The organism is Streptomyces sp. NBC_01237 (assembly GCF_035917275.1).
In the GTDB taxonomy this organism is placed as follows: Bacteria; Actinomycetota; Actinomycetes; order Streptomycetales; family Streptomycetaceae; genus Streptomyces.
In genome coordinates, this window is record NZ_CP108508.1 from 557,534 (window position 1) to 575,716 (window position 18,183).

General features: G+C 68.9%; 17 protein-coding genes and 1 pseudogene. 10 read left to right on the top strand and 8 right to left on the bottom strand.

Annotated features, from left to right (window positions below; translation table 11 throughout):
- Window positions 1–71: 71 nt before the first annotated feature.
- Window positions 72–1,193, bottom strand: coding sequence for a hypothetical protein (locus OG251_RS02600; protein ID WP_326675379.1), 1,122 nt, complete (start codon window positions 1,191–1,193; stop codon window positions 72–74).
- A 347-nt stretch (window positions 1,194–1,540) separates the two neighbouring features.
- Between OG251_RS02600 and OG251_RS02605 the strand changes: the two genes are divergently transcribed.
- Complete coding sequence (locus OG251_RS02605) at window positions 1,541–2,941, top strand: lamin tail domain-containing protein (RefSeq protein ID WP_326675380.1); 1,401 nt, start codon at window positions 1,541–1,543, stop codon at window positions 2,939–2,941.
- Window positions 2,942–3,249: 308 nt separating this feature from the next.
- On the opposite strand, the gene OG251_RS02610 is transcribed toward OG251_RS02605, so the two are convergent.
- Entirely contained in the window at window positions 3,250–3,696 is a 447-nt protein-coding gene (locus OG251_RS02610) for a TIGR03618 family F420-dependent PPOX class oxidoreductase (protein WP_326675382.1), read from the bottom strand.
- A 143-nt stretch (window positions 3,697–3,839) separates the two neighbouring features.
- Here OG251_RS02610 and OG251_RS02615 point away from each other — a divergent pair, with 143 nt between their 5' ends.
- On the top strand, window positions 3,840–4,502 hold the full coding sequence (locus OG251_RS02615) for a GNAT family N-acetyltransferase (RefSeq protein ID WP_326675384.1): 663 nt from the start codon (window positions 3,840–3,842) through the stop codon (window positions 4,500–4,502).
- Window positions 4,503–4,738: 236 nt separating this feature from the next.
- Here the strand turns inward: OG251_RS02615 and OG251_RS02620 are convergent, their stop codons facing one another.
- Window positions 4,739–5,383: a dihydrofolate reductase family protein gene (locus OG251_RS02620; protein WP_326675385.1), complete on the bottom strand. Its 645-nt coding sequence runs from the start codon at window positions 5,381–5,383 to the stop codon at window positions 4,739–4,741.
- A 667-nt stretch (window positions 5,384–6,050) separates the two neighbouring features.
- Here OG251_RS02620 and OG251_RS02625 point away from each other — a divergent pair.
- From OG251_RS02625 to OG251_RS02640, 4 genes are all read left to right on the top strand, one after another.
- Window positions 6,051–6,656: a hypothetical protein gene (locus tag OG251_RS02625; protein ID WP_326675387.1), complete on the top strand. Its 606-nt coding sequence runs from the start codon at window positions 6,051–6,053 to the stop codon at window positions 6,654–6,656.
- Between the two features lie 272 nt (window positions 6,657–6,928).
- Window positions 6,929–8,464: a flavin monoamine oxidase family protein gene (locus tag OG251_RS02630; protein WP_326675389.1), complete on the top strand. Its 1,536-nt coding sequence runs from the start codon at window positions 6,929–6,931 to the stop codon at window positions 8,462–8,464.
- Window positions 8,465–8,478: 14 nt separating this feature from the next.
- Window positions 8,479–9,813, top strand: a complete 1,335-nt coding sequence (locus tag OG251_RS02635) for a glutamate-cysteine ligase family protein (RefSeq protein ID WP_326675390.1) — start codon at window positions 8,479–8,481, stop codon at window positions 9,811–9,813.
- 436 nt (window positions 9,814–10,249) lie between these two features.
- Window positions 10,250–11,125, top strand: a complete 876-nt coding sequence (locus tag OG251_RS02640) for a hypothetical protein (RefSeq protein ID WP_326675392.1) — start codon at window positions 10,250–10,252, stop codon at window positions 11,123–11,125.
- Between the two features lie 69 nt (window positions 11,126–11,194).
- Here the strand turns inward: OG251_RS02640 and OG251_RS02645 are convergent, their stop codons facing one another.
- From OG251_RS02645 to OG251_RS02655, 3 genes are all read right to left on the bottom strand, one after another.
- Window positions 11,195–11,692 carry a nucleoside deaminase gene (locus tag OG251_RS02645; protein ID WP_326675394.1) on the bottom strand — a complete coding sequence of 166 codons (498 nt, stop codon included), beginning with the start codon at window positions 11,690–11,692 and terminating at the stop codon, window positions 11,195–11,197.
- Between the two features lie 122 nt (window positions 11,693–11,814).
- Window positions 11,815–12,285: a cyanase gene (cynS, locus tag OG251_RS02650; RefSeq protein WP_326675395.1), complete on the bottom strand. Its 471-nt coding sequence runs from the start codon at window positions 12,283–12,285 to the stop codon at window positions 11,815–11,817.
- A gap of 120 nt (window positions 12,286–12,405) precedes the next feature.
- On the bottom strand, window positions 12,406–13,005 hold the full coding sequence (locus OG251_RS02655) for a carbonic anhydrase (RefSeq protein ID WP_326675396.1): 600 nt from the start codon (window positions 13,003–13,005) through the stop codon (window positions 12,406–12,408).
- 123 nt (window positions 13,006–13,128) lie between these two features.
- Between OG251_RS02655 and cynR the strand changes: the two genes are divergently transcribed.
- The 3 genes and pseudogenes from cynR to OG251_RS02670 all read left to right on the top strand — a co-directional run.
- Window positions 13,129–14,034 carry a transcriptional regulator CynR gene (cynR, locus tag OG251_RS02660; protein ID WP_326675397.1) on the top strand — a complete coding sequence of 302 codons (906 nt, stop codon included), beginning with the start codon at window positions 13,129–13,131 and terminating at the stop codon, window positions 14,032–14,034.
- A gap of 873 nt (window positions 14,035–14,907) precedes the next feature.
- Window positions 14,908–15,360, top strand: coding sequence for a hypothetical protein (locus OG251_RS02665; protein WP_326675398.1), 453 nt, complete (start codon window positions 14,908–14,910; stop codon window positions 15,358–15,360).
- A 205-nt stretch (window positions 15,361–15,565) separates the two neighbouring features.
- Window positions 15,566–15,661 (top strand): annotated as a pseudogene (locus OG251_RS02670) (IS5/IS1182 family transposase); the annotation flags it as partial.
- Window positions 15,662–15,928: 267 nt separating this feature from the next.
- Here OG251_RS02670 and OG251_RS02675 read toward each other — a convergent pair.
- Both OG251_RS02675 and OG251_RS02680 read right to left on the bottom strand, forming a co-directional pair.
- Window positions 15,929–16,273 (bottom strand): hypothetical protein, encoded by a 345-nt coding sequence (locus OG251_RS02675; protein WP_326675399.1) that lies wholly within the window; start codon window positions 16,271–16,273, stop codon window positions 15,929–15,931.
- A gap of 414 nt (window positions 16,274–16,687) precedes the next feature.
- Entirely contained in the window at window positions 16,688–17,254 is a 567-nt protein-coding gene (locus tag OG251_RS02680) for a helix-turn-helix transcriptional regulator (protein WP_326675400.1), read from the bottom strand.
- A 47-nt stretch (window positions 17,255–17,301) separates the two neighbouring features.
- Here OG251_RS02680 and OG251_RS02685 point away from each other — a divergent pair, with 47 nt between their 5' ends.
- On the top strand, window positions 17,302–18,153 hold the full coding sequence (locus OG251_RS02685) for a class I SAM-dependent methyltransferase (RefSeq protein WP_326675401.1): 852 nt from the start codon (window positions 17,302–17,304) through the stop codon (window positions 18,151–18,153).
- Window positions 18,154–18,183: the final 30 nt, after the last annotated feature.

An 18,183-nucleotide genomic window follows, 5' to 3' on the forward strand; every position in this document is an offset into this window, starting at 1 on the left:
CATCTGTTCCGGGACGGGCCGGACAGAGCTGGGCCTGGGAAGAGGGTTACGGTGCCGAAGGGCGGCCGAGGTCAGTTGTCCGGAGTCTGGAGCTCCCAGACCTGCAGGGCGTCACGGGACTCGGACGGAGTCCACCAGGCGCCGTTGCCCAGCGCGGTCGGCTGCCAGGAGACCGGCGAAGGATAGGTGACCTGCACGAGGCCGCGCGTCGCCATGGTGTCGACCAGCCAGTGCCGGCCACGGCCCCACTCCTCGTCGCTCTCGACGGTCGAGACGATCAGGGTCCTCTCGTCGACGAACCCACCCGCCCAGTCCCAGCAGACAAGCATCTCGTCGTCATCGCCCGGGGGAGCGTCGGGGTGCCGGGGAACCACTGCCCCGGCGTCCCACTCCGACCCGTCCACCACGGCGCCGTGGGAGTCGCGAACGGCGAGCGAGTCCTGATCGTGGGCGACCGTCATGAGCCGCTCACCCGAGGGGCTCACACTCAACAGGCACAGATCGCCCTCCACGTAGTCGACGTCCACCGTCGCCCCGTCCCACCGCCCCCAGCGCAGGGGCGCCCCGTCCTGCCCTTCGCCGATGCTCAGCCCCATCTGATGCGGGTCGGTCGGGTGGGCAAGGTGAAGACTGCCGACCGCCGCGGCCTCGGCGCTGACCCGCGCGAGCACTCTGCCGTCCTCTGCGTCGAGCACCAGCCACTCGTCGGCTGCGTCAGGGCTCGGCCCGCCCTCGGGCAACGGGCCACGTATGTGGGCCCAGACGAGTCTGCCGTCCGCCGAGAAACCGACCGAGCCACCGTCCGGGTACCGATGATCCCGGCGATCCGCGTACTCACCGTACGACTCGTGCGTCTCCCGGCACGCGCCGCTCCAGCACCCATGCCGGACCTCCCAGCGCGTCGCGCCCGTCGGCTCCACCGCCCGCACGGCATGAACCCCGGCGAAAACAGCGACGCTTGCGTCCGGCGCCACCTCCCAGGTCCCGTAGAGGCGCGGCCAGGGCGCGGGAAAGGAGACCCTCCCCCCAGGGCGTGCGGCGAAGGCGTCGTCCAGAGCCTGGGCCACGATCTCGTCGTCGCTCCGCTGGACGAGCATCCGGTGCCCCAACAGCCCTGCGATGTCCGGCGGACCGGCCTGTGACGTGGGCATGAGCGCGGGGACGGTGGCACAGAGCCGGGCACGAGCAGACACGCCGAACCTCCGAGAGCGGTGAAACTCCGCGAACCCTACGGCACACATCAGACTCCCGTATGTGCGCCCCAAGGTTCGGCCACCGCCCACCACGGCGGTACGGCATTGGCGCGTCCGCATGTCCGGACCTGAGGTGCGCACCGCATGACCCGGGGGTGTCCCCGGCGTCCCGCAGCACGGTCGGAGGGAGACGACTCCGGTCACCAACTGGCCAAGCGGGATCTGTGAGTTACCCCGAACAGTTCGTGACGTGTTCAGCACATAGTCGCCGGGAGGCCCCACACTTCGCCGGGAGCACGAACACGCTTCCCCGCCCGCCCGACCCCCCAAGAAAAGGACCGGCAACCTTGCGTACCCACTGGCGCAGACAAGCCCACATCACCGCCGTCGCCCTGACCTTCCTCACCCTTGGCCTGTCCGGCGCGCCGGCCTCGGCGCAGGACCAGTCCACGGTGCGGATCAACGAAACCGAGTCGAGCGGCGGCAGCCCGGGTGACTGGGTCGAGCTCGTCAACACCGGAACCGTCGCGGCCGATGTCTCCGGATGGGTCGTCAAGGACAACGACAACTCCCACTCCTACAAGATCGGCAAGAACACCTCGATCGCTCCGGGTGCTTTCCTGGCCCTCGACGTCGACTCCTCGTTCGGCCTGGGCAGCTCGGACTCCGCGAGGTTGTTCCAGGCGGACGGCTCCACACTGGTGGACTCCTACACCTGGACCGACCACGCCACCACCACCTTCGGGCGTTGCGGGGACGGCACCGGCGCCTTCACCACCACTTCAGCCCCGACCAAGGGCACGGCGAACGCCTGCGGCGGGGGCGGGTCCGACGCCGCGTGGCCGGGCGACGGGGCAGTGACCGTCGCCGACGGCTCGAACGTGTTCGGGGAGAACCTCAGCGGACTGTCCTTCGAGAGCGCGGGCGTGCTCTGGGCGGTGCAGAACGGCCCCAGCAAGCTCTACCGGCTGGTCCCCAACGGTACGACATGGCGTCCCGACCCGGCCGGCGGCTGGGCATCCGGCAAGAGCCTGCGCTATGCGGGTGGCAGCGGCGAGCCCGACGCCGAGGGCGTGGTCGTCACCCCCGACGGCATGTTCGTCGCCACCGAGCGCGACAACAGCAAGGGCTCCACCAGCGCGCCCAAGATCCTGCGGTTCAACGCCTCTTCCACGACGTCCTCGCTGAACGCGACCCAGGAATGGAACCTCACGTCCGACCTGCCCTCCCTGCCGGCCAACGCCGGCCCCGAAGCCATCTCGTGGGTCCCGGACACCTTCCTGACCGCGCACGGCTTCCGTGACGAGCGCACCGGCGCCGCCTACGATCCGGCCGGTTACCCCGGCCACGGCAGCGGCCTGTTCTTCGTCGGAGTTGAGGCCAGTGGCACCGTCTACGCCTACGCCCTCAATCAGTCCGGCGGCGGATACACCCGCATCGCCACGATCACCAGCGGCTTCTCCGGCGTGATGGACCTGGAGTTCGAGCCCGCCACCGGGCATCTGTGGGCCGTCTGCGACGACACCTGCCAGGGCCGCACCTCGACCCTCGACATCGACGCCCAGGGCAAGTTCGCCGTCACCCACACCTACGACCGCCCCGCCGGCATGTCCGACTACAACAACGAGGGCTTCGCCATCGCCCCCCACACGACCTGCACGGGCGGCCGCAAAGCGGTCATCTGGTCCGACGACGGCAACGACGGGGGCCACGCACTGCGCGCCGGAACCCTGAACTGCACCCCCTGACACCAGTCACCCGGCCTTGGCGCCGACGGACTCCGGCGGGCTCCGACGGGCTCCGACGGGCTCCGACGGGCTCCGACGGGCTCCGACGGGCTCCGGCGGGCTCCGGCGGGCTCCGGCGGGCTCCGGCCGATGATCCGCCGGAGTCCGGCGAGCAGAGAAGAGGGACCCCGGTGGCCACCCGCCTCCGGGGTCCCTCCCCCGGCAGACCTGGCCCGACCAGCGCCCGCGGCTGCACCCCCACGCTCCCGGCCGGCCGCACGCGAGGGGGAGGCGAGCCGGGCCCGGGGTCGGCGCCCGTCGGGATCCGGTCAGGAAGCCGGGACGGGGCCGCCGGGCCGGAACCGCTCCACCCCGACGATGTGCCGCACCTTGACCGGGCGCACGATCACCGCGACCCGCTGCTCCCCCGGCATGATCCACTCGAACCGCTCGCTGCCCAGGTACTTCCGGGCCAGCCGGTCCATACGGGCCTGCGCCTCCTCGCCCTCGATGAAGCGGGCGACCTCGCCACTGATCTGTACCCGGTCGAAGGGATCGGTGGCGTCCGCGTGCGAGAGGTAGACGCGGGGGTCGCGGCGCAGGTTCTCCTCCTTCACCCGGCCCACGGAGGTGTTGAACGTCAGCTCCCCCTCCCCCTCAAGGTCCACCCACATCGGGCTGACCTGCGGCGCTCCGTCGGCGAACACGGTGCCGACGTACCAGATGTGAGGGGCTTGCAGCCGGGCACGGACAGCTTCGTCGAAAGTCGCAGTCATCTTCGCAGGCTACCAACCATGATCGGCGGGACGGCCGGGGAAACCATGGCCTCCGTCCGTCTGCCTCTATGGTCAAATCCCACCTCCATCACGTAAGGTTCACTACGCACTAGCACCCATTACCATTCACAGGGCGGGCGGCGATGCCGGACAGCAGGATCAGCGAGTTCGTGCGGATGTGGATCAACGGCTGGGTCATCTCCCGCGGCAGTTCGGACCCGATCGACGAGCCGTGGGGGTGGACGATCGACGTCGGGCAGCCCGAGCACGTCGCGCGACACGTACTGCCGGAGCCCTCCGAAGCCGATGTGCGCGAGATCGTCGCCGCGACGAGCGCGCCCGGGACGTGGCTGAAGCTGTTCGCCGAGGATCAAACGGTCCTGCCCTGGGTCGGTCCGGACTGGCGGTGCGACAGTCCCGGGTTCCTGATGACCTGCCGCCTGGCACCGGAACGCACTGAGGTTCCGGCCGGTTACACGCTCACCAGTTGGACCCGTGGCGGCGTCGGCCGAGTTCTGGTCCGCACGAGCGCCGGGCACTTCGCCGCCCGTGGGCAGATCGCCCAGGGAGGCACCCATGTCGTGGTCGACCAAGTGGAGACCGCCGCCGAGCACCGGCGCAGGGGCCTCGGCGGCCTGGTGATGCGCACACTGCAGAGCACCGCGTACGAGGCCGGCGCCAGGACCGGCCTCCTGGTCGGCACGCCTGAGGGCCAGGCGCTCTACGACTCGCTGGGCTGGACCACGCACTCCCCCATGGCGAGCCTCTGGTACGAGCCTTCGGGCGCCGCCAAGCGAGCCGAATAGCCACGACTGGCCCATCTCGCCGGACTCCGCCTACGGGGCGATCCGGTGGCTCCGCAGCCAGGTCGCTTCGGCGAGGTCCGCCGGCAGACGTGCTCCGGAGTGCCCGACCACCCCCGACCGGTCGGTGGACATCACAAGCCGCGGCCGTGAAACGCGAGGCCAGGACACCGCTGAGCAGCGGCCATGCCGCGGGCGCCGGTGACGGAGCCCGCGCCGGCCGGTCGGCCGGTCCGGCCTCACTTCCGCCAGAACAGGTGGTGCGTCACGCCGCTCGGGCTGGGCACGACGTCCTGGTGGAACCGGTCGAGCAGCTCATCAGGGGACTCCCACAGCCGGGCCCCGGAGCCGAGCTCCGTCGGCGCGACCGCCACATGCAAGGTGTCGAGGAGGTCGGCCTCAAGAAACTGGCGGATGATCGTGGCCCCACCGCCAAGCCGGACGTCCTGACCCTGCGCCGCCTCCTTCGCCTGGGCCAGCACCGCGGCCGGGTCGCCGCCGACGAAGTGGAACGTGGTGTCGGAGAGCGTGAACGACGGGCGCTTGTGGTGCGTCATGACGAACACCGGCGTGTGGAACGGGGGCTCGTCACCCCACCATCCCTGCCACTCGTGGTCCTGCCAGGGCCCGCGCTGCGGCCCGAACTTGTTGCGGCCCATGATCTCGGCGCCGATGTTGCGGGCGTAGTCCCGCGTGAAGTAGTCGTCCAGACCTCTGCCACCGGGTTCGGAGCGGTTGATGGGTGGGTGGTCGGTGGCAAAGGCCCAGGCGAGCAAGGTCCCCGGATCGGCATGGCCGAACGGCTTGTCGAGGCTCTGGCCCTCGCCTGCGCCGAACCCGTCGCTCGAGACGGTGAAGTTCTGGACCCGCAGCAACTGGCTCATGTCGCTCCTCCTGCTTCGCGCTTTCCGATCACCTGACGAACCGTAGACCGGCCGGGCCGGGAAAACTCACTGCCGCATCGTGCAGTTCCCATCGAGCTCCCGTGACCGCACTCGGGGCGACGGTTCCCCGTGGTCATTCCCTGGCTCGGCCACGTACCCCCCACCGGGCGAGCGTCCAGCGGAAGCGGGGGCTTGGGGCTGGTAAGCGTGGTCGGCTGTGACGTCCGCCGAGAGGCCGAGAGCCCGTTGGGCGGCCGTGGCGCGTCGGGCCATGAGGGTCTGGGTGAGGGCGACGACGGTGGCGCCGGCTTCACGGGCGCGTGCGGTGTCGACCGTGCCGCACGTGGCGCCGGTGTGACTGATCGCCAGACACACGGCACCGGCGGGGAGTTATGCAGCAGCCAGTTGGCCGGTGAGGGGGTCGGTGGGGGCCGATACAGCCCCGGGCGCGCAGGCGGTAGGCGGCGTCGATGGCCACGGCAGCGGAGAACCCGGCGGCGGTCACGACGACATGGGGCGGCGTTCAGTGCGGCTCCTGCGGCCTGGAGTTGCGCCGGGGAAGGGTCGTGGTGAGTCCGTCGAGGGCTTCGTGGGAGGCGTGCAGGGTGTCATTGAGGGCGCCTGTCGCGGGGTCGTCGTCAAGTGCGCGACCGTAATGGTCCGCTTCATGCCGTTTCCTCCTGCCTCGGCGTGGCCGTTCATCCTGACCTCGGCCGTCCTTGAGGTGCTCTCACAGCTCTTCCTGCTGCGCGCCTACCAGCTCGGCGACTTCGGTCAGATGTACCCACTGGCGCGCGGCACCGCTCCGTTGCTGGTCGCTTTCGCCGCGGTGAGCAGCCTGGGCCAGTCCCTGACCGCGGTCGAGACCGCGGGCATCGTGGCCATCTCCGCAGGTCTGGCGGGGCCGGCCTTCGCCAACGGGTGGCCCGGACGCGCCCAGCTGCCCGCTCTGGCCGCAGCCACGGCCACCGGCGCGGTCATCGCCGCGTACACCGTCATCGACGGCACCGGGGTACGCCACTCGGACCGTCCTGACAGGCATAGCCGTCCTGGAACTCGCCCGTCCTTGATGTGGAGCCTGTGGCGAGAACCGATGCCCTGCACCCAAAAAACGCTTTCCGCTCGGACAGCGGACAGCCGAGCCACTGGTCAGCCGGTCCACGGCTGGAGCACCCAGAGGTGCGGCCTCCGTGATCGGAAGGCCGGGAAGGTCCCCTTCACCGGCTCGGGCCGGACCTCAAGCGGTCGCGGCGTCACCCGGAACAGCCATTGATCACACACAAATGCGCGTCGGCCGTATCGATCTGCTGATCTTGCCCTTTCGGTCCCTGAAATGGCCCGGATGACTGGTACAGAGGGGCAAGTTCCCACTGCTCCTTTTCGGTGAAGGTGGTCTTGATCGGATTCGTTGGGTGGTGGTGTACTGCTCGCCGCACCGCCGCGTGAAAGCACGTCAGGCCCGCGTTCCCGTGGGGACCATTGTTTCGCCTGCGGTGCACGGAAGACGGATCGGCCGGATTCAGGCTGGCCAGATGGGGGAACGTCATGTTCGACGAAAGCTACGCATTCCCGTCCGACCTGCGGGAGCGGGTGCGAATGGGCGGCGGCTTGGGCCGGGTGGCGGTGATCGGCGCCGGTGTCGCCGGACTAGTGGCGGCCTACGAGTTGCAGCATCGCGGCTACGACGTGGTGGTGTACGAGAGGGCGAGCCGGCCCGGCGGCCGGGTCCGCACCCATCATTTCTGGGACGACACGCACGCGGAGTTGGGTGCGATGCGCATTCCCGACAATCATCACTGCGTGTTGCAGTATGTCCAAGAGTTCGGTTTGAGAGTTCGTCCATTCATCAACTCGAACCCGGACGCCTACTACCATCTGCGAGGGCGGAGAGTCCGGATGCGTAACGCGCATCATCTCTATGCGGGTTTCGACTTGCGGAGCAACGAGGAGGAGCCTCCTCTTCTGCTTCTCGACCGCCTTCTGCGAACAGTATGGGAAACGCTGAGCTTCGAGCAGCAGCACCGCGTGCTGCAAGGTCAGTGGGATGATCCGGCTCTCGGTCGACTGGTGTCCGTATCGTTGTGGCAGTTCGTGCACGAACACATGTCAAAGGACGCCTGGGACTTCGTAGGACATGCCACAGGGCTCGTTCACTACGAGCACTCCTCGCTGCTGGAGGTCCTCGTCGATCATTTCGGCCTGTTCCACACCACCCAGTTGGAACTGGTTGACGGAATGGATTCCCTGGTGCGCGCTTTCGTGGAGCGACTGGTGCCGAACACGGTCCGGTTGTCCACCGACATCAGAGAGATCGCTCTGACCGGCCGAGGGGCGTCGGTGCGAGGCCGGCGGATGGGAACGTCGTTCCAGAAGGATGTCGACTTCGTCATCTGTTGTGTCCCCGCTCCCGCACTCGACCGGATCGCGTTCCTGCCCGGCCTGCCCCACCATCAGCGGCAGGCGATCCGGGGTATCAGTTACGCCAGCAGCTCCAAGAGCCTCCTGCACCTGACGCGCCGCAGGTGGGAGTCGCGCGACGGCCTGTTCGGAGGGGGCAGTTTCACCGATCTCCCGATCCAGCAGTGCTGGTATCCCTCGGACAACGCCCGCCCCGCCGGTGAGAGTTCCGACGGCCTCACGCCACGCTGGACCGCCCAGGACCCGCAGCGCTCCGAAGCGCCCACGGCCCTTCTCGGGGCGTACCTCTGGGGGGCCAATGCCACCCGCTTCGCCGCGATGTCTTCCGACGATCGCGACCGCCTGGTCCTGGACGGTCTGGAACAGCTCCACCCCGGTATCGCCGAGGACGTCGATGACATCGTCCACTGGAACTGGGGTGAGCAGGCAGGCATGGGTGGTGGTGCCTTCGCGCACCTGCGGCCGGGCGAGCACGGCCGCCATCTCGAAGCGCTCGGCTCTCCGCACCCCGTCGAGGACCCACGCGTCTTCTTCGCCGGTGAGCATCTGTCCGGTGCGCACGCATGGTGCCAGGGCGCGGCGCAGTCAGCTCTCCATGTCGTCAGCCGGCTACTCGGCATGCGGCAGCACGCAGAAGCCGCCACCCCCGTGGGGGCGGCATGACCGGAAGGGCCGCCTTGAACCACGAAGACCTCTCCACCGTCATGGCTCCGTCGCCGGCGGCGACGGAGCAGGTGGGCATCGAAATCGAGTCCGGTCTCGTCTCGCCCGACACCGGGCGCGCCACTCCCTACGAGGGCAGGAACGGGACGCTTGCGGTCCTGGAGACAGTTCTTGAGGAGTGGGGCGGTGAGCGTCTGGAGGATGCGGGACTGCTGACCGGCATCCGGCTGGAGAGCGGCACCCAGATCACCCTCGAACACGGCGGGCAGGTGGAATACTCATCGACCCCCGCGCCCAATCTGCAGAGCGCGGTGGATGACGCACGCGACACGTTGCGGCGGCTCGCGGATCTCGTCGGCCGGTTCGGTCTGGCGCTCCTGCCCGGCGCCAATCTCCCCTTCGACGACACCGCCACCATCGCCTGGGTGCCCTCCACCCGTGGCGGGCTCATGCGTGAATTCTTCCAGCGCCTGGGACCCGCCGGGAGCGGCGCCGAACAGATCATGACGACATCGCTCTCCACCCAGGTCCACGTGGACTACCTGGACAGGCAGGACTTCAGCCACAAACTGCGCATGCACACGGCCGCCGCCCCCGTCGTTGCCGCGCTATTGGTCAACTCGCCGCTCCAGGGCGGGCTTTCGAACGGACTCCTGTCGCACCGCTCGGACGCGTGGCTGCGCATGGACCCGCGCCGCTGCGGCACGCTGCCCCCTGCACTGCGCCCGGACGTCGGGATCGAAGACGTCGTCGACTGGGCGCTGCAGGTTCCCATGCTCTACCACCGGGCCGCCGACGGCGCGTACCACGCGGCTCCCGACCGATCCTTCGCCACCATCCTGGACAGCGGCTTCGACGACGGAACCATGCCCACGATGCACGACTGGGTTGCTCACCTGTCGCAGATCTGGACGAATGTCCATGTACGCAGCACCCTCGAACTGCGCGGTGCCGACGGACCTCATTTCCAGCACATCCCAGCCGTGCCGGCCTTGTGGGTAGGTCTCAGCTACCACGCGCCGTCACGCGACGCCGCCTGGAACCTGCTCGGCCACTACACCCTGCGGGACCACGAAGACGCCCTGCGCAATCTTCCACGCGAAGGACTGCGGACGAGGCTGGGCAAGGACCGCATCCACGATCTCGCCACAGAACTGCTCCGTCTGGCCCGCCAGGGTCTGACGGCCCGGGTCGCAGCCGGCCTGGAACCCGCCCGAGTAGTGGACTACCTCGACCCGCTCGACGACATCCTCGCCACGGGACAGACCTTCGCGGAACAGACCCTGCACCTCTGGGAGACGGATCTGCGCCGAGACCCCCAACGGTATGTGGCGGCATTCCGGGTCTGAAGAGCGCCCGTGCTGGCGAGCGTGCGCGGCAACGCGGCGATGCCATGGACGGCTACGGGCAATCGTCCCGTGGAGAAGCGGTACGGCAGGGCCCCGGCGGACCCGCGACGGTCCGGGGGCGTCGAGGGAGGAGCCCTCCGCACCAAGTTCCGCCCGCTGTGCCTCGACCCGTCCCACCTCGTCCCGTTCTGCGAGGTGGGGCAGGCCCTACCTGCAAGCCTGCGGTGTCCCCCAGTGACCGGGCGACCGCCGGTACGAAAGGGTGAGGGGCAGGACAACAGCATCTGAGATGTCGTCCTGGCCGGTCCAGCATGCTGTGGCGGAAGCACACATCGAACGCCCCGGTTCCGGGACACTGCCGCACCGAACCCCTCAACTGGCGAACCCACCGGGACCGGCGCGCCGTCACACACTCCAGCGAGCCGAAGGAACCTCCTTGCACAGCCCCGTAGCCCCGACGCGTTCCGCCGGTATCTCCGCCCGCACACCGGCAGTGCTCGTCACCCTCGCTGTGGCCCTCGTCGCCGCTCTCGTCGCCGCCTTCGTCGTCGCCCCGGGCATGCTGGCGGCGAGCGGGGCGGACGACGGCCTCGCTGACAGTCGCCACCTCACCGAAGCCGTCCGCGAGGCGCTCGTCGGGTACTGGAGTTCCGGCGACCGGGAATTCTCCCCGGACTTGGAGAGGGTGGTTGACTACTGGTTCCGCTACCACGTGGTCAAGGCCGTGATCGCCGCGATCCTGCTGCTCGTGCTCGTTGCGCTCGGTGTCCGCCTCTGGAAGGCGTTCCTGAAGGCCGACGGTCCAGGAGCGGGGAGGAGGGCCGCCCTCGCGTCGGCCGGCGTTCTTGTCACGATGCTCGCGCTGCTCTCGTTGGTGACGGTCATGGCCAACATCCAGGGGGCGGTGGCACCCCTCTCCTCGCTGTTGCCGCTGCTCGCGGTCGGCACGGCCGACGGCGAACTGGCCGATACGCTCGATCACGTCAGGCAGCAACTGGCCGACTCCCTGAGCACAGGTGCTCCAACCCCGCCCGCCCTTGACCTGATGACCAGCGACTTCGCTCGGTATCACGTAGCGATGGCCGTTGTTGGTTCGATCGTGGCGCTCGTCCTCATCGGCCTGAGCGTCATGCTGTGGATGAGGTTTGCGAGGACGGACTCGTCCGACAGGCGGACCAGGCGCGTGTGGGGGTCGTTCGGCGCTCTCTCGGCATTGTTGTCGCTGATCGTCATCGTTGTCGCTGTGGCGAACACGACCACCGCAGCAGATCCGGCACCGGCACTTCTGGCCTTCTTCGAAGGCGGATGGTGATTCGTCCCGCCGGGACTCGAATCGATCGCGCCGGGCGCGGGCGGTGATAGGGCGGAAGTCAAACGGAGGTCAGGCCGTCGGCGTGCCGGCCACGCGGCGCTCGCCGCCGTTGTGCCGCTGCCACGCCTTGTAGACATCGGTGGCGGCCTCGCGTGCCTCGTGGCGCATGGGCAGGCGTCGCTCCGTGTAGTCCTTGGCGAACTCGCCATAGAAGGAGTCGAGTTCGAAGTACTTGCGGTCGTCGACGTAGTGCGGCTCGTAGGCGTCCCGGGTGGTCAGGAAGACGACTTCGTCCGGGGAGCAGTAGTAGAGCGAGCCCAGGCACATCGGGCACGGGTGCGCGAGAACGTAGATGGTGGCGCCGGTCAGGTGCTCGGTGCCGAGTGTGGTGCAGGCGTCGCGGATGGCGAGGATCTCGGCGTGCGCGGTGGGGTCGCTGGTCTGAGCGACCAGGTTCGGGCTCTCCGCCAGGATCTCGCCGTCCTTCACGATGACGGTCGCGAACGGGCGGCCGCCCTCTTCGACGTTGCGGCGGGCTATGTCGATCGTGCGCTGTGCGAAGTCCATGGAAGGTCCTCCGGGGATGGGGCGGCGGGGCCGCCCGGCGGGTGATGAAGATGGGGGGCAGGGGCGGGCCGGTGGCATCATGTGCGGTGGCCCGCCCCGGGTCCGGTCTGGCGGAAGCCTGGTCAGAAGGGCTTGGTCGGCAGGTACTTGCCGTCCAGGGTGATGACGGCGCGCTCGCCGCCGTCGGGGTCGGCGACCTTCTTCACGTCGAGCTTGAAGTTGATGGCGCTGATGATTCCGTCGCCGAGCTGCTCGTGGACCAGCGCCTTGAGGGTGGTGCCGTAGACCTGGAGCATCTCGTAGAAGCGGTAGATGGTCGGGTCGGTGGGGATGCCGCCGGGAATGGAGCCGCGGGTCGGAATGGTCTGCAGGATCATCACGTCGTCCGCGTCCAGGTCCAGGAGCTCGGCGACGGCCTTGGCCGAAGCCTCGGGCAGCGGGTGCTGGCCGAGCACGGCGGCGGTGACGAACGCGACGGAGAAGCCCGCGGCGTCGGCGATCTGCTGCCAGGTCAGGTCCTTGCGCACCTTGGCATCAACGGCCTTGATGGACAGGGCCTGACGGGCTGAGTTGTCGAACTGGGCGTGCACCATGAGAAGTGTTCCTTTCGGTTGCGCCGCTCGCCGGGAGAACGGGGGAACGGCGGAGACGGGGGTTCAGGCAGTGCTCCCGGGACGGTCCGGGGCACAGGAGCAGGTTTTCGAGGCCCGGTGTCAGGCGGCGCGGGCGGCCGGGCGGGAAGCCTCCAGGTCCTCGACGGCGCCTGTGGGTATGTCGTAGACCCAACCGTGCAGGGTGACCGTGCCCGCGGCCAGTGCGCGTGCCACCGAGGGGTGGGTGGCCAGGTTCACCAGCTGGGCACGCACGTTGCCCCGCACCAGGGCATTCACCTGCTCGGCACCGGTCTCGGCGGCGGCGCGGGCTCGGGAGGCATCCGCGTGACGCAGCCAGTCCGCGATCGCCGGGGCGGCGCTGAGGTCATGGTGTTCGGCGAGGGCGGTCATCGCTCCACAGGCGGAGTGCCCGCAGACCACGATGTCGCTCACTCCCAGGACGGCGACGGCGTACTCGATGCTGGCCGCCACGCCGTCCGGGCCCGGCGTGTAGGCGGGGACGAGGTTTCCGGCGGTGCGGATGACGAACAGCTCACCCGGCTCGCTCTGGGTGATCAGCTCCGGCACCACACGGGCGTCGGAGCAGCTGATGAACAGTGTGGTCGGGCGGTGGGTCTCGGCCAGGTGGGCGAAGAGCTCCTCCTTGGCCGGGTAGACGTCCCGCTGGAATCGCGCGACGCCCTCGGTGAGGTCTTGCATGGTCACTTCCTTCGGTGGGTGTCCGCCCCGTGGGGCTGACGAGATCCACCATGCATGACCTGTATCTATAGTGTCCAAGACGCAATATCAATGCATGCTATCGATGACATCTATAGTTGACCCATGACCCCGGACCTGCGCCATCTGCGGTACCTGCTCGCCGTGGCCGAGCACGCCAGCTTCACCCGCGCCGCCGAAGAACTGCGTATCTCCCAGCCCACGCTCTCGCAGCAGATCAAGCAGCTGGAACGCGCCGTCGGCGCACAGCTCCTCGACCGCAGCGGGCGCACCGTGCGCCTCACCGACGCCGGCGAGACCTACACCCACTACGCCCGCCACGCCCTGCATGACCTGGCCGCCGCAGAGCGTGCCGTCCTGGACGTCGCGGACCTCTCCCGAGGCCACCTCCGACTGGCACTCACCCCAACCTTCACCGCCTACCTCATCGGCCCTCTCAGCGCTGAGCTCCACTCCCGCCACCCCGGCATCACCCTGAACGTCAAGGAGATGCCCCAGGACCGCATCGAGACCGGGCTGCTGTCCGACGGACTCGACCTCGGCATCGCCTTCCACGGCCCTCACCTCCCCGGCATCGCCGCGACCCCTCTGTTCACCGAAACCCTCAGCCTCGTCACCGGCACCCGGCAGGCCGGGGCCGAGCCCAAGGAGCCGATGCCCGTCCGCGACCTCAGCAACGTCCAACTCGCTTTGCTCAGCGGCGACTTCGCCACACGCGGCCATATCGATGACTACTTCAGCACCCACCGGGTGACGCCGAGCATCGCCGTGGAGGCCAACTCCATCCAGGCCCTCACCGAAATCGTCCGGCGCACCGAACTGGCCACCGTCCTGCCCGACGCCATCACCCACGACCACCCCCACCTCACACCCGTCCCGCTGGAACCGGCCCTGCCCACCCGCACCGCCGCACTCCTGCGACGAGAAGGCGCGTACCGGAGCGCCGCCGCCCGCGCCTTCACCCGCCTCACCCAGCACATCGTCCATGCCCGCCGCTACTCCCCCGCCTGACCAGCACAACCGCAGGACGAGCCGGCCGTACAGCCTGGCGTCGAGGCGGGCATACCGTCCGTGTCACCTCCAGCTGGGGTGGCGGGACGCGACCCGGGCCTTCGACAGCGGCGTCGTACGCCTTCCCTGCCGGTCAGGCGGAAGCCGCCGAAGACGGTCCACTCGATGTCGTCGGTCAGGCAGCTCAGAATCCGCGTGTGGTCGTTCTTCCGGAAGCCGTCCAGGCAGGTCTCGACGGTCTGCACGGTCACCCCATACCGCGTGCCAGAAACGCCCGCGCCCGGACCATCGCCTGCCCCATCGGACCCAGACCGATCACCGTCACCGAACGTCCGCCCACACCCATGACAGGGGTTGACGGTCACCGCGATGCACCACAGCGACCAGGAGTTCATCGAGATGCCGGCGACGCACACGACCGGGCCGACACAGTGATCAGCACGATCGAAGGCACCGAACCGGCAGCGCAGGGCTCCCCTGGCTCGATCTTTAACCTCGGGGTCCGAACGGTGGGTCGTACTTGATCACTCGGATTGGTAACTGCGGTGCACACAGGCGCCCTCGGCTGAGCATGTGATCCGACCAGGCGCGCGGATGCTCTGTTCGAACTCGCGGATGCCGCGCAACTGCACGATCCCCGGAAGCCCGCTGCCGCTGGGGTCAACATCGATCACGGCCTGGCCCTCCCGTCGGCGTGCGGACGTGGCTCGTCCGACAGACACGTGCACCGACCGAGCCCGTCCGCGACCGCGGACGGCGACGCCATCGGGACGGGGAGATGCGACGGAGGCCGGGAATGGCCGCGACGTACAATCGCGGTGAGGGCGAAGCACCGGGCCGAGAATCCGGCACCGGTGTGAGGGAGGGGTCAGGATGTTCGGCTCGAAGAAGAACAAGCTCAACCTCAACGATCTGATGGCGCAGCTCAGGCCCGACCTGAGTCGGGAATCGCTCGGCGTCGGGCCCGACTTCCCGGGCGTCGCCCCGAACCCGCTCCTGAGCAGTGACGCACGGAGGCGCAAAGCGGAACTGCGTATGGGGGCGCTTGCGCTCGGAGTTCTCGTCGACTGGCGGGAGGTCAGCAGCGACGGCAGTCCACGCGTGGTCCTGATGTTCGACGTGGAGACCGTCGGCGGCATCTCGTTCCGCGGTATCGCAGACGAAGACCTCACGATCACCGAGCTCACCCGACTCGCCCCAGGACAGACGTTGCCCGTGCGCTACCGGCCGACCGTCATGGACCACTACGTCGCCCTTGCCCGGGACGCGGACCCCGCCCACGTGCAGCGACTCTCCGACGAGATCGCGAGCCGCAAGCGGTCCTGACCCGAAGCCATTGGCCGGATCCCTGGGGCGTGTCCGGCAAAGGCGGAGCGTTCTGGCTGGAACCAGGACGCGGAGGGGCTGATCGATTGGTCACTGTCGGTGGACTCGACGATCACTCGCGCGCATGAGCATGCGACGAACACGATCCGCCTCACAGGGGGATGGGTCGAACTACACGAATCCAGCGGTCGAGCCGCCTGATCACGGGATCGGCCGCTCCAGGGGCGGGTTGTCGACGAAGATCCATCAGCTCATCGACGGCAACGGGCTGCCACTGGTCACGCTGATCACGTCCGGTCAGGCCGTAACGCCGGGCGGCCGCGCACGGGACCGGATGCGGTTCGCGGCGACACGGCATACGCGTTCCGCGCGATCCGGAAGCATCTGCGCGAGCGTGGCATCAAGGCCGTAAATCACCCCTGAACCCGGAGACCAGCAGGGGCGCCGCAAACGTCGCGGCTCACGCGGCGGCAGGGCCGTCGGGCTCGACGCCGACGACGACAAGAGCCGCAACGTGATCGCGGGCGAGCACCTCGCCCGATTGCTCACACCCCATCAACAACCACGGCTACGACTCGTGGGCGTGCTTCAGCGCCATCCGGGCGGCCACCACATCCCCGGAGTCCACGGTCTCCCAGAACGGGTGCGTCGACACCGCGATGGACAGTTCCAGCAGCCGGGCACGGTAGTCGGCGATCCGCTGCGCCTGCCCGTCCGAGTAGCCAGGGCTCTCGGGCTTGGCGGAGACATAGGTGCTGTGGAGCTGCTTGTCCGCCTCCCACCCCGGCATCGGCTCCACCGACCACGGCAGGGTCCGGGCGTACTCCTCGCACTCCGCACGGGTCCGGTGGAGAGCGACCTGGGCCTCCCGCAGATCCTGCGGGAAAGGGAAAACGACACTGTTCTTCGGCACACACGAATGCTCCACCCGTTCGAATGCGCAACGCGAGCAGGCGCGCCGAAATGCCCCATAACGCACAAAACCCGGCGTATCCCCTGCCATTCAGCTTTTAGGTGCCTCAGCCGCCCGTCTGTTCACAGCCGACAGGGGCAGCCGCAAAACGCGGTACCGGTCCCGGCCAGGACGACGGCCCCGGCGAGAACCGCAGTGGTGATCATGGCGCGCAAGCGCATGTGTTCTCCCGGAGGGTGGTCGGACATCGGATCCTGACCGAAACAGACCTCACGCGCTCCGGACCAGGGTTCCGCACACGGTGGGCGCTTCGGCCCGAGGGCGCGATCCCGCACCGTCACCGGCGACGAGAACACCGTGACGGCGGCCGCACACCTCGGATTGCGCAGAAGAGCGCAGAGACATGGCGTGGGTTCACACCGGCGGGTGGAGGTGGGTGCGCTGCCCGTCGTGATCGAGGATGCACAGGATCTCCGCCGGTCCACCGTGTGCCCTGATCACGTGGGGGATCATGGTGGAGAACTCCGCCGCCTGGCCTGCCTCGACCCGGATCGAGCGCTTACCGAGGATCAGCGTGATCGTTCCCGACAGGACGGTGAACCAGTCCTTGCCGGGGTGGACTCCGAGTGGGCCGCGCCCCTCATCGGTGATCCGCATCTTCGCCACGGTGATACCGGCCGGCCCGGATCCGCGGTTCAGCAGCCATGTCGTCAATCCGCGCTGCTCGTCGCGTTGCGGCCTGATCACGACATCGTCGTCATCAACGGTTTCCACGAGCTGGTCGAGTGAGGTTCCCAGGGCGCGGGCCAGTGCCGTGAGCTGGTCGAGGCTGATGCGCCGGTGCCCGGTCTCGATGCGGCTCAGGGTGGACGGGCTCAGGAATGCACGCTCGGCAAGGTTGTCGAGCGACCAGCCGCGCGCCTGCCTCAGGCTCCTGATCCGCATGCGGACCGTACTGTCCAAGTCGCTTTCTTGCGTCATGCGCAAGACTGTATGTGATGCACGCAAGGCCGAGTTAGCTTCGGAGTATGAACACCACCGAGACGAGCACGGTTCACGCGGACCGGAACCACGCCGGGGCCGACGCCGCCACCATCGCCATGGTCGACATGCTGGAGCTGGACGCCGAGGTTCTGGGCACCTGCGTCTCGGAGCTGACGGCCTGGCTGGATGAACTGACCGACCGGGAACCCCGCCGCATAGTCGATCTGGGAAGCGGGACCGGCACCGGTGCCATCGCCCTGGCGCATCGGTTCGCGCGGGCCGGGGTGACGGCCGTGGACCTCTCCCCGCAGATGCTCCACCGGCTGGCCGAGAAGGCGTACGCACTCGGTCTCTCCGACCGGGTCATCGGTGTCCGAGCGGATCTGAACGACGGCTGGCCGGCCCTCGGCACCATCGACCTGGTCTGGGCTGCCGCCTCCCTGCATCACATGGCCGAACCCGACCGTGTGCTGGCCGGAGCGTTCGACGCCCTGCGGCCGGGCGGTCTTCTGGCCCTCACCGAGATGGACTTCTTTCCCCGCTTCCTGCCCGACGACATCGGCGTGGGCCGCCCCGGCCTGGAGGCCCGCATCCATGCCGCTCTGTCCCCGGCCCCGGCCGTCGACTGGACCGATCAGCTGGCTCGCACGGGCTTCGTGCTGGAGGCCAGGCGTCCTTTCTCCGTCGACCTGGCCGCCCCACTGCCGCCCGCCGCCGCCCGCTACGCCGAGGTGTGTCTGCGGAAGCTGCGCTCCCACCTCGACGAACAGCTGCCCGTCGAGGACCTGGCCACGCTCGACGCCCTCCTCGACAGCGAAGGCCCCCACAGCGTCCTGCGGCGCGACGACCTCACCGTCCGGACCACCCGGACCACATGGGCTGCCCGTCGCCCCTGACCCGCAGTCGTGCAGCAGCACCACACGGTC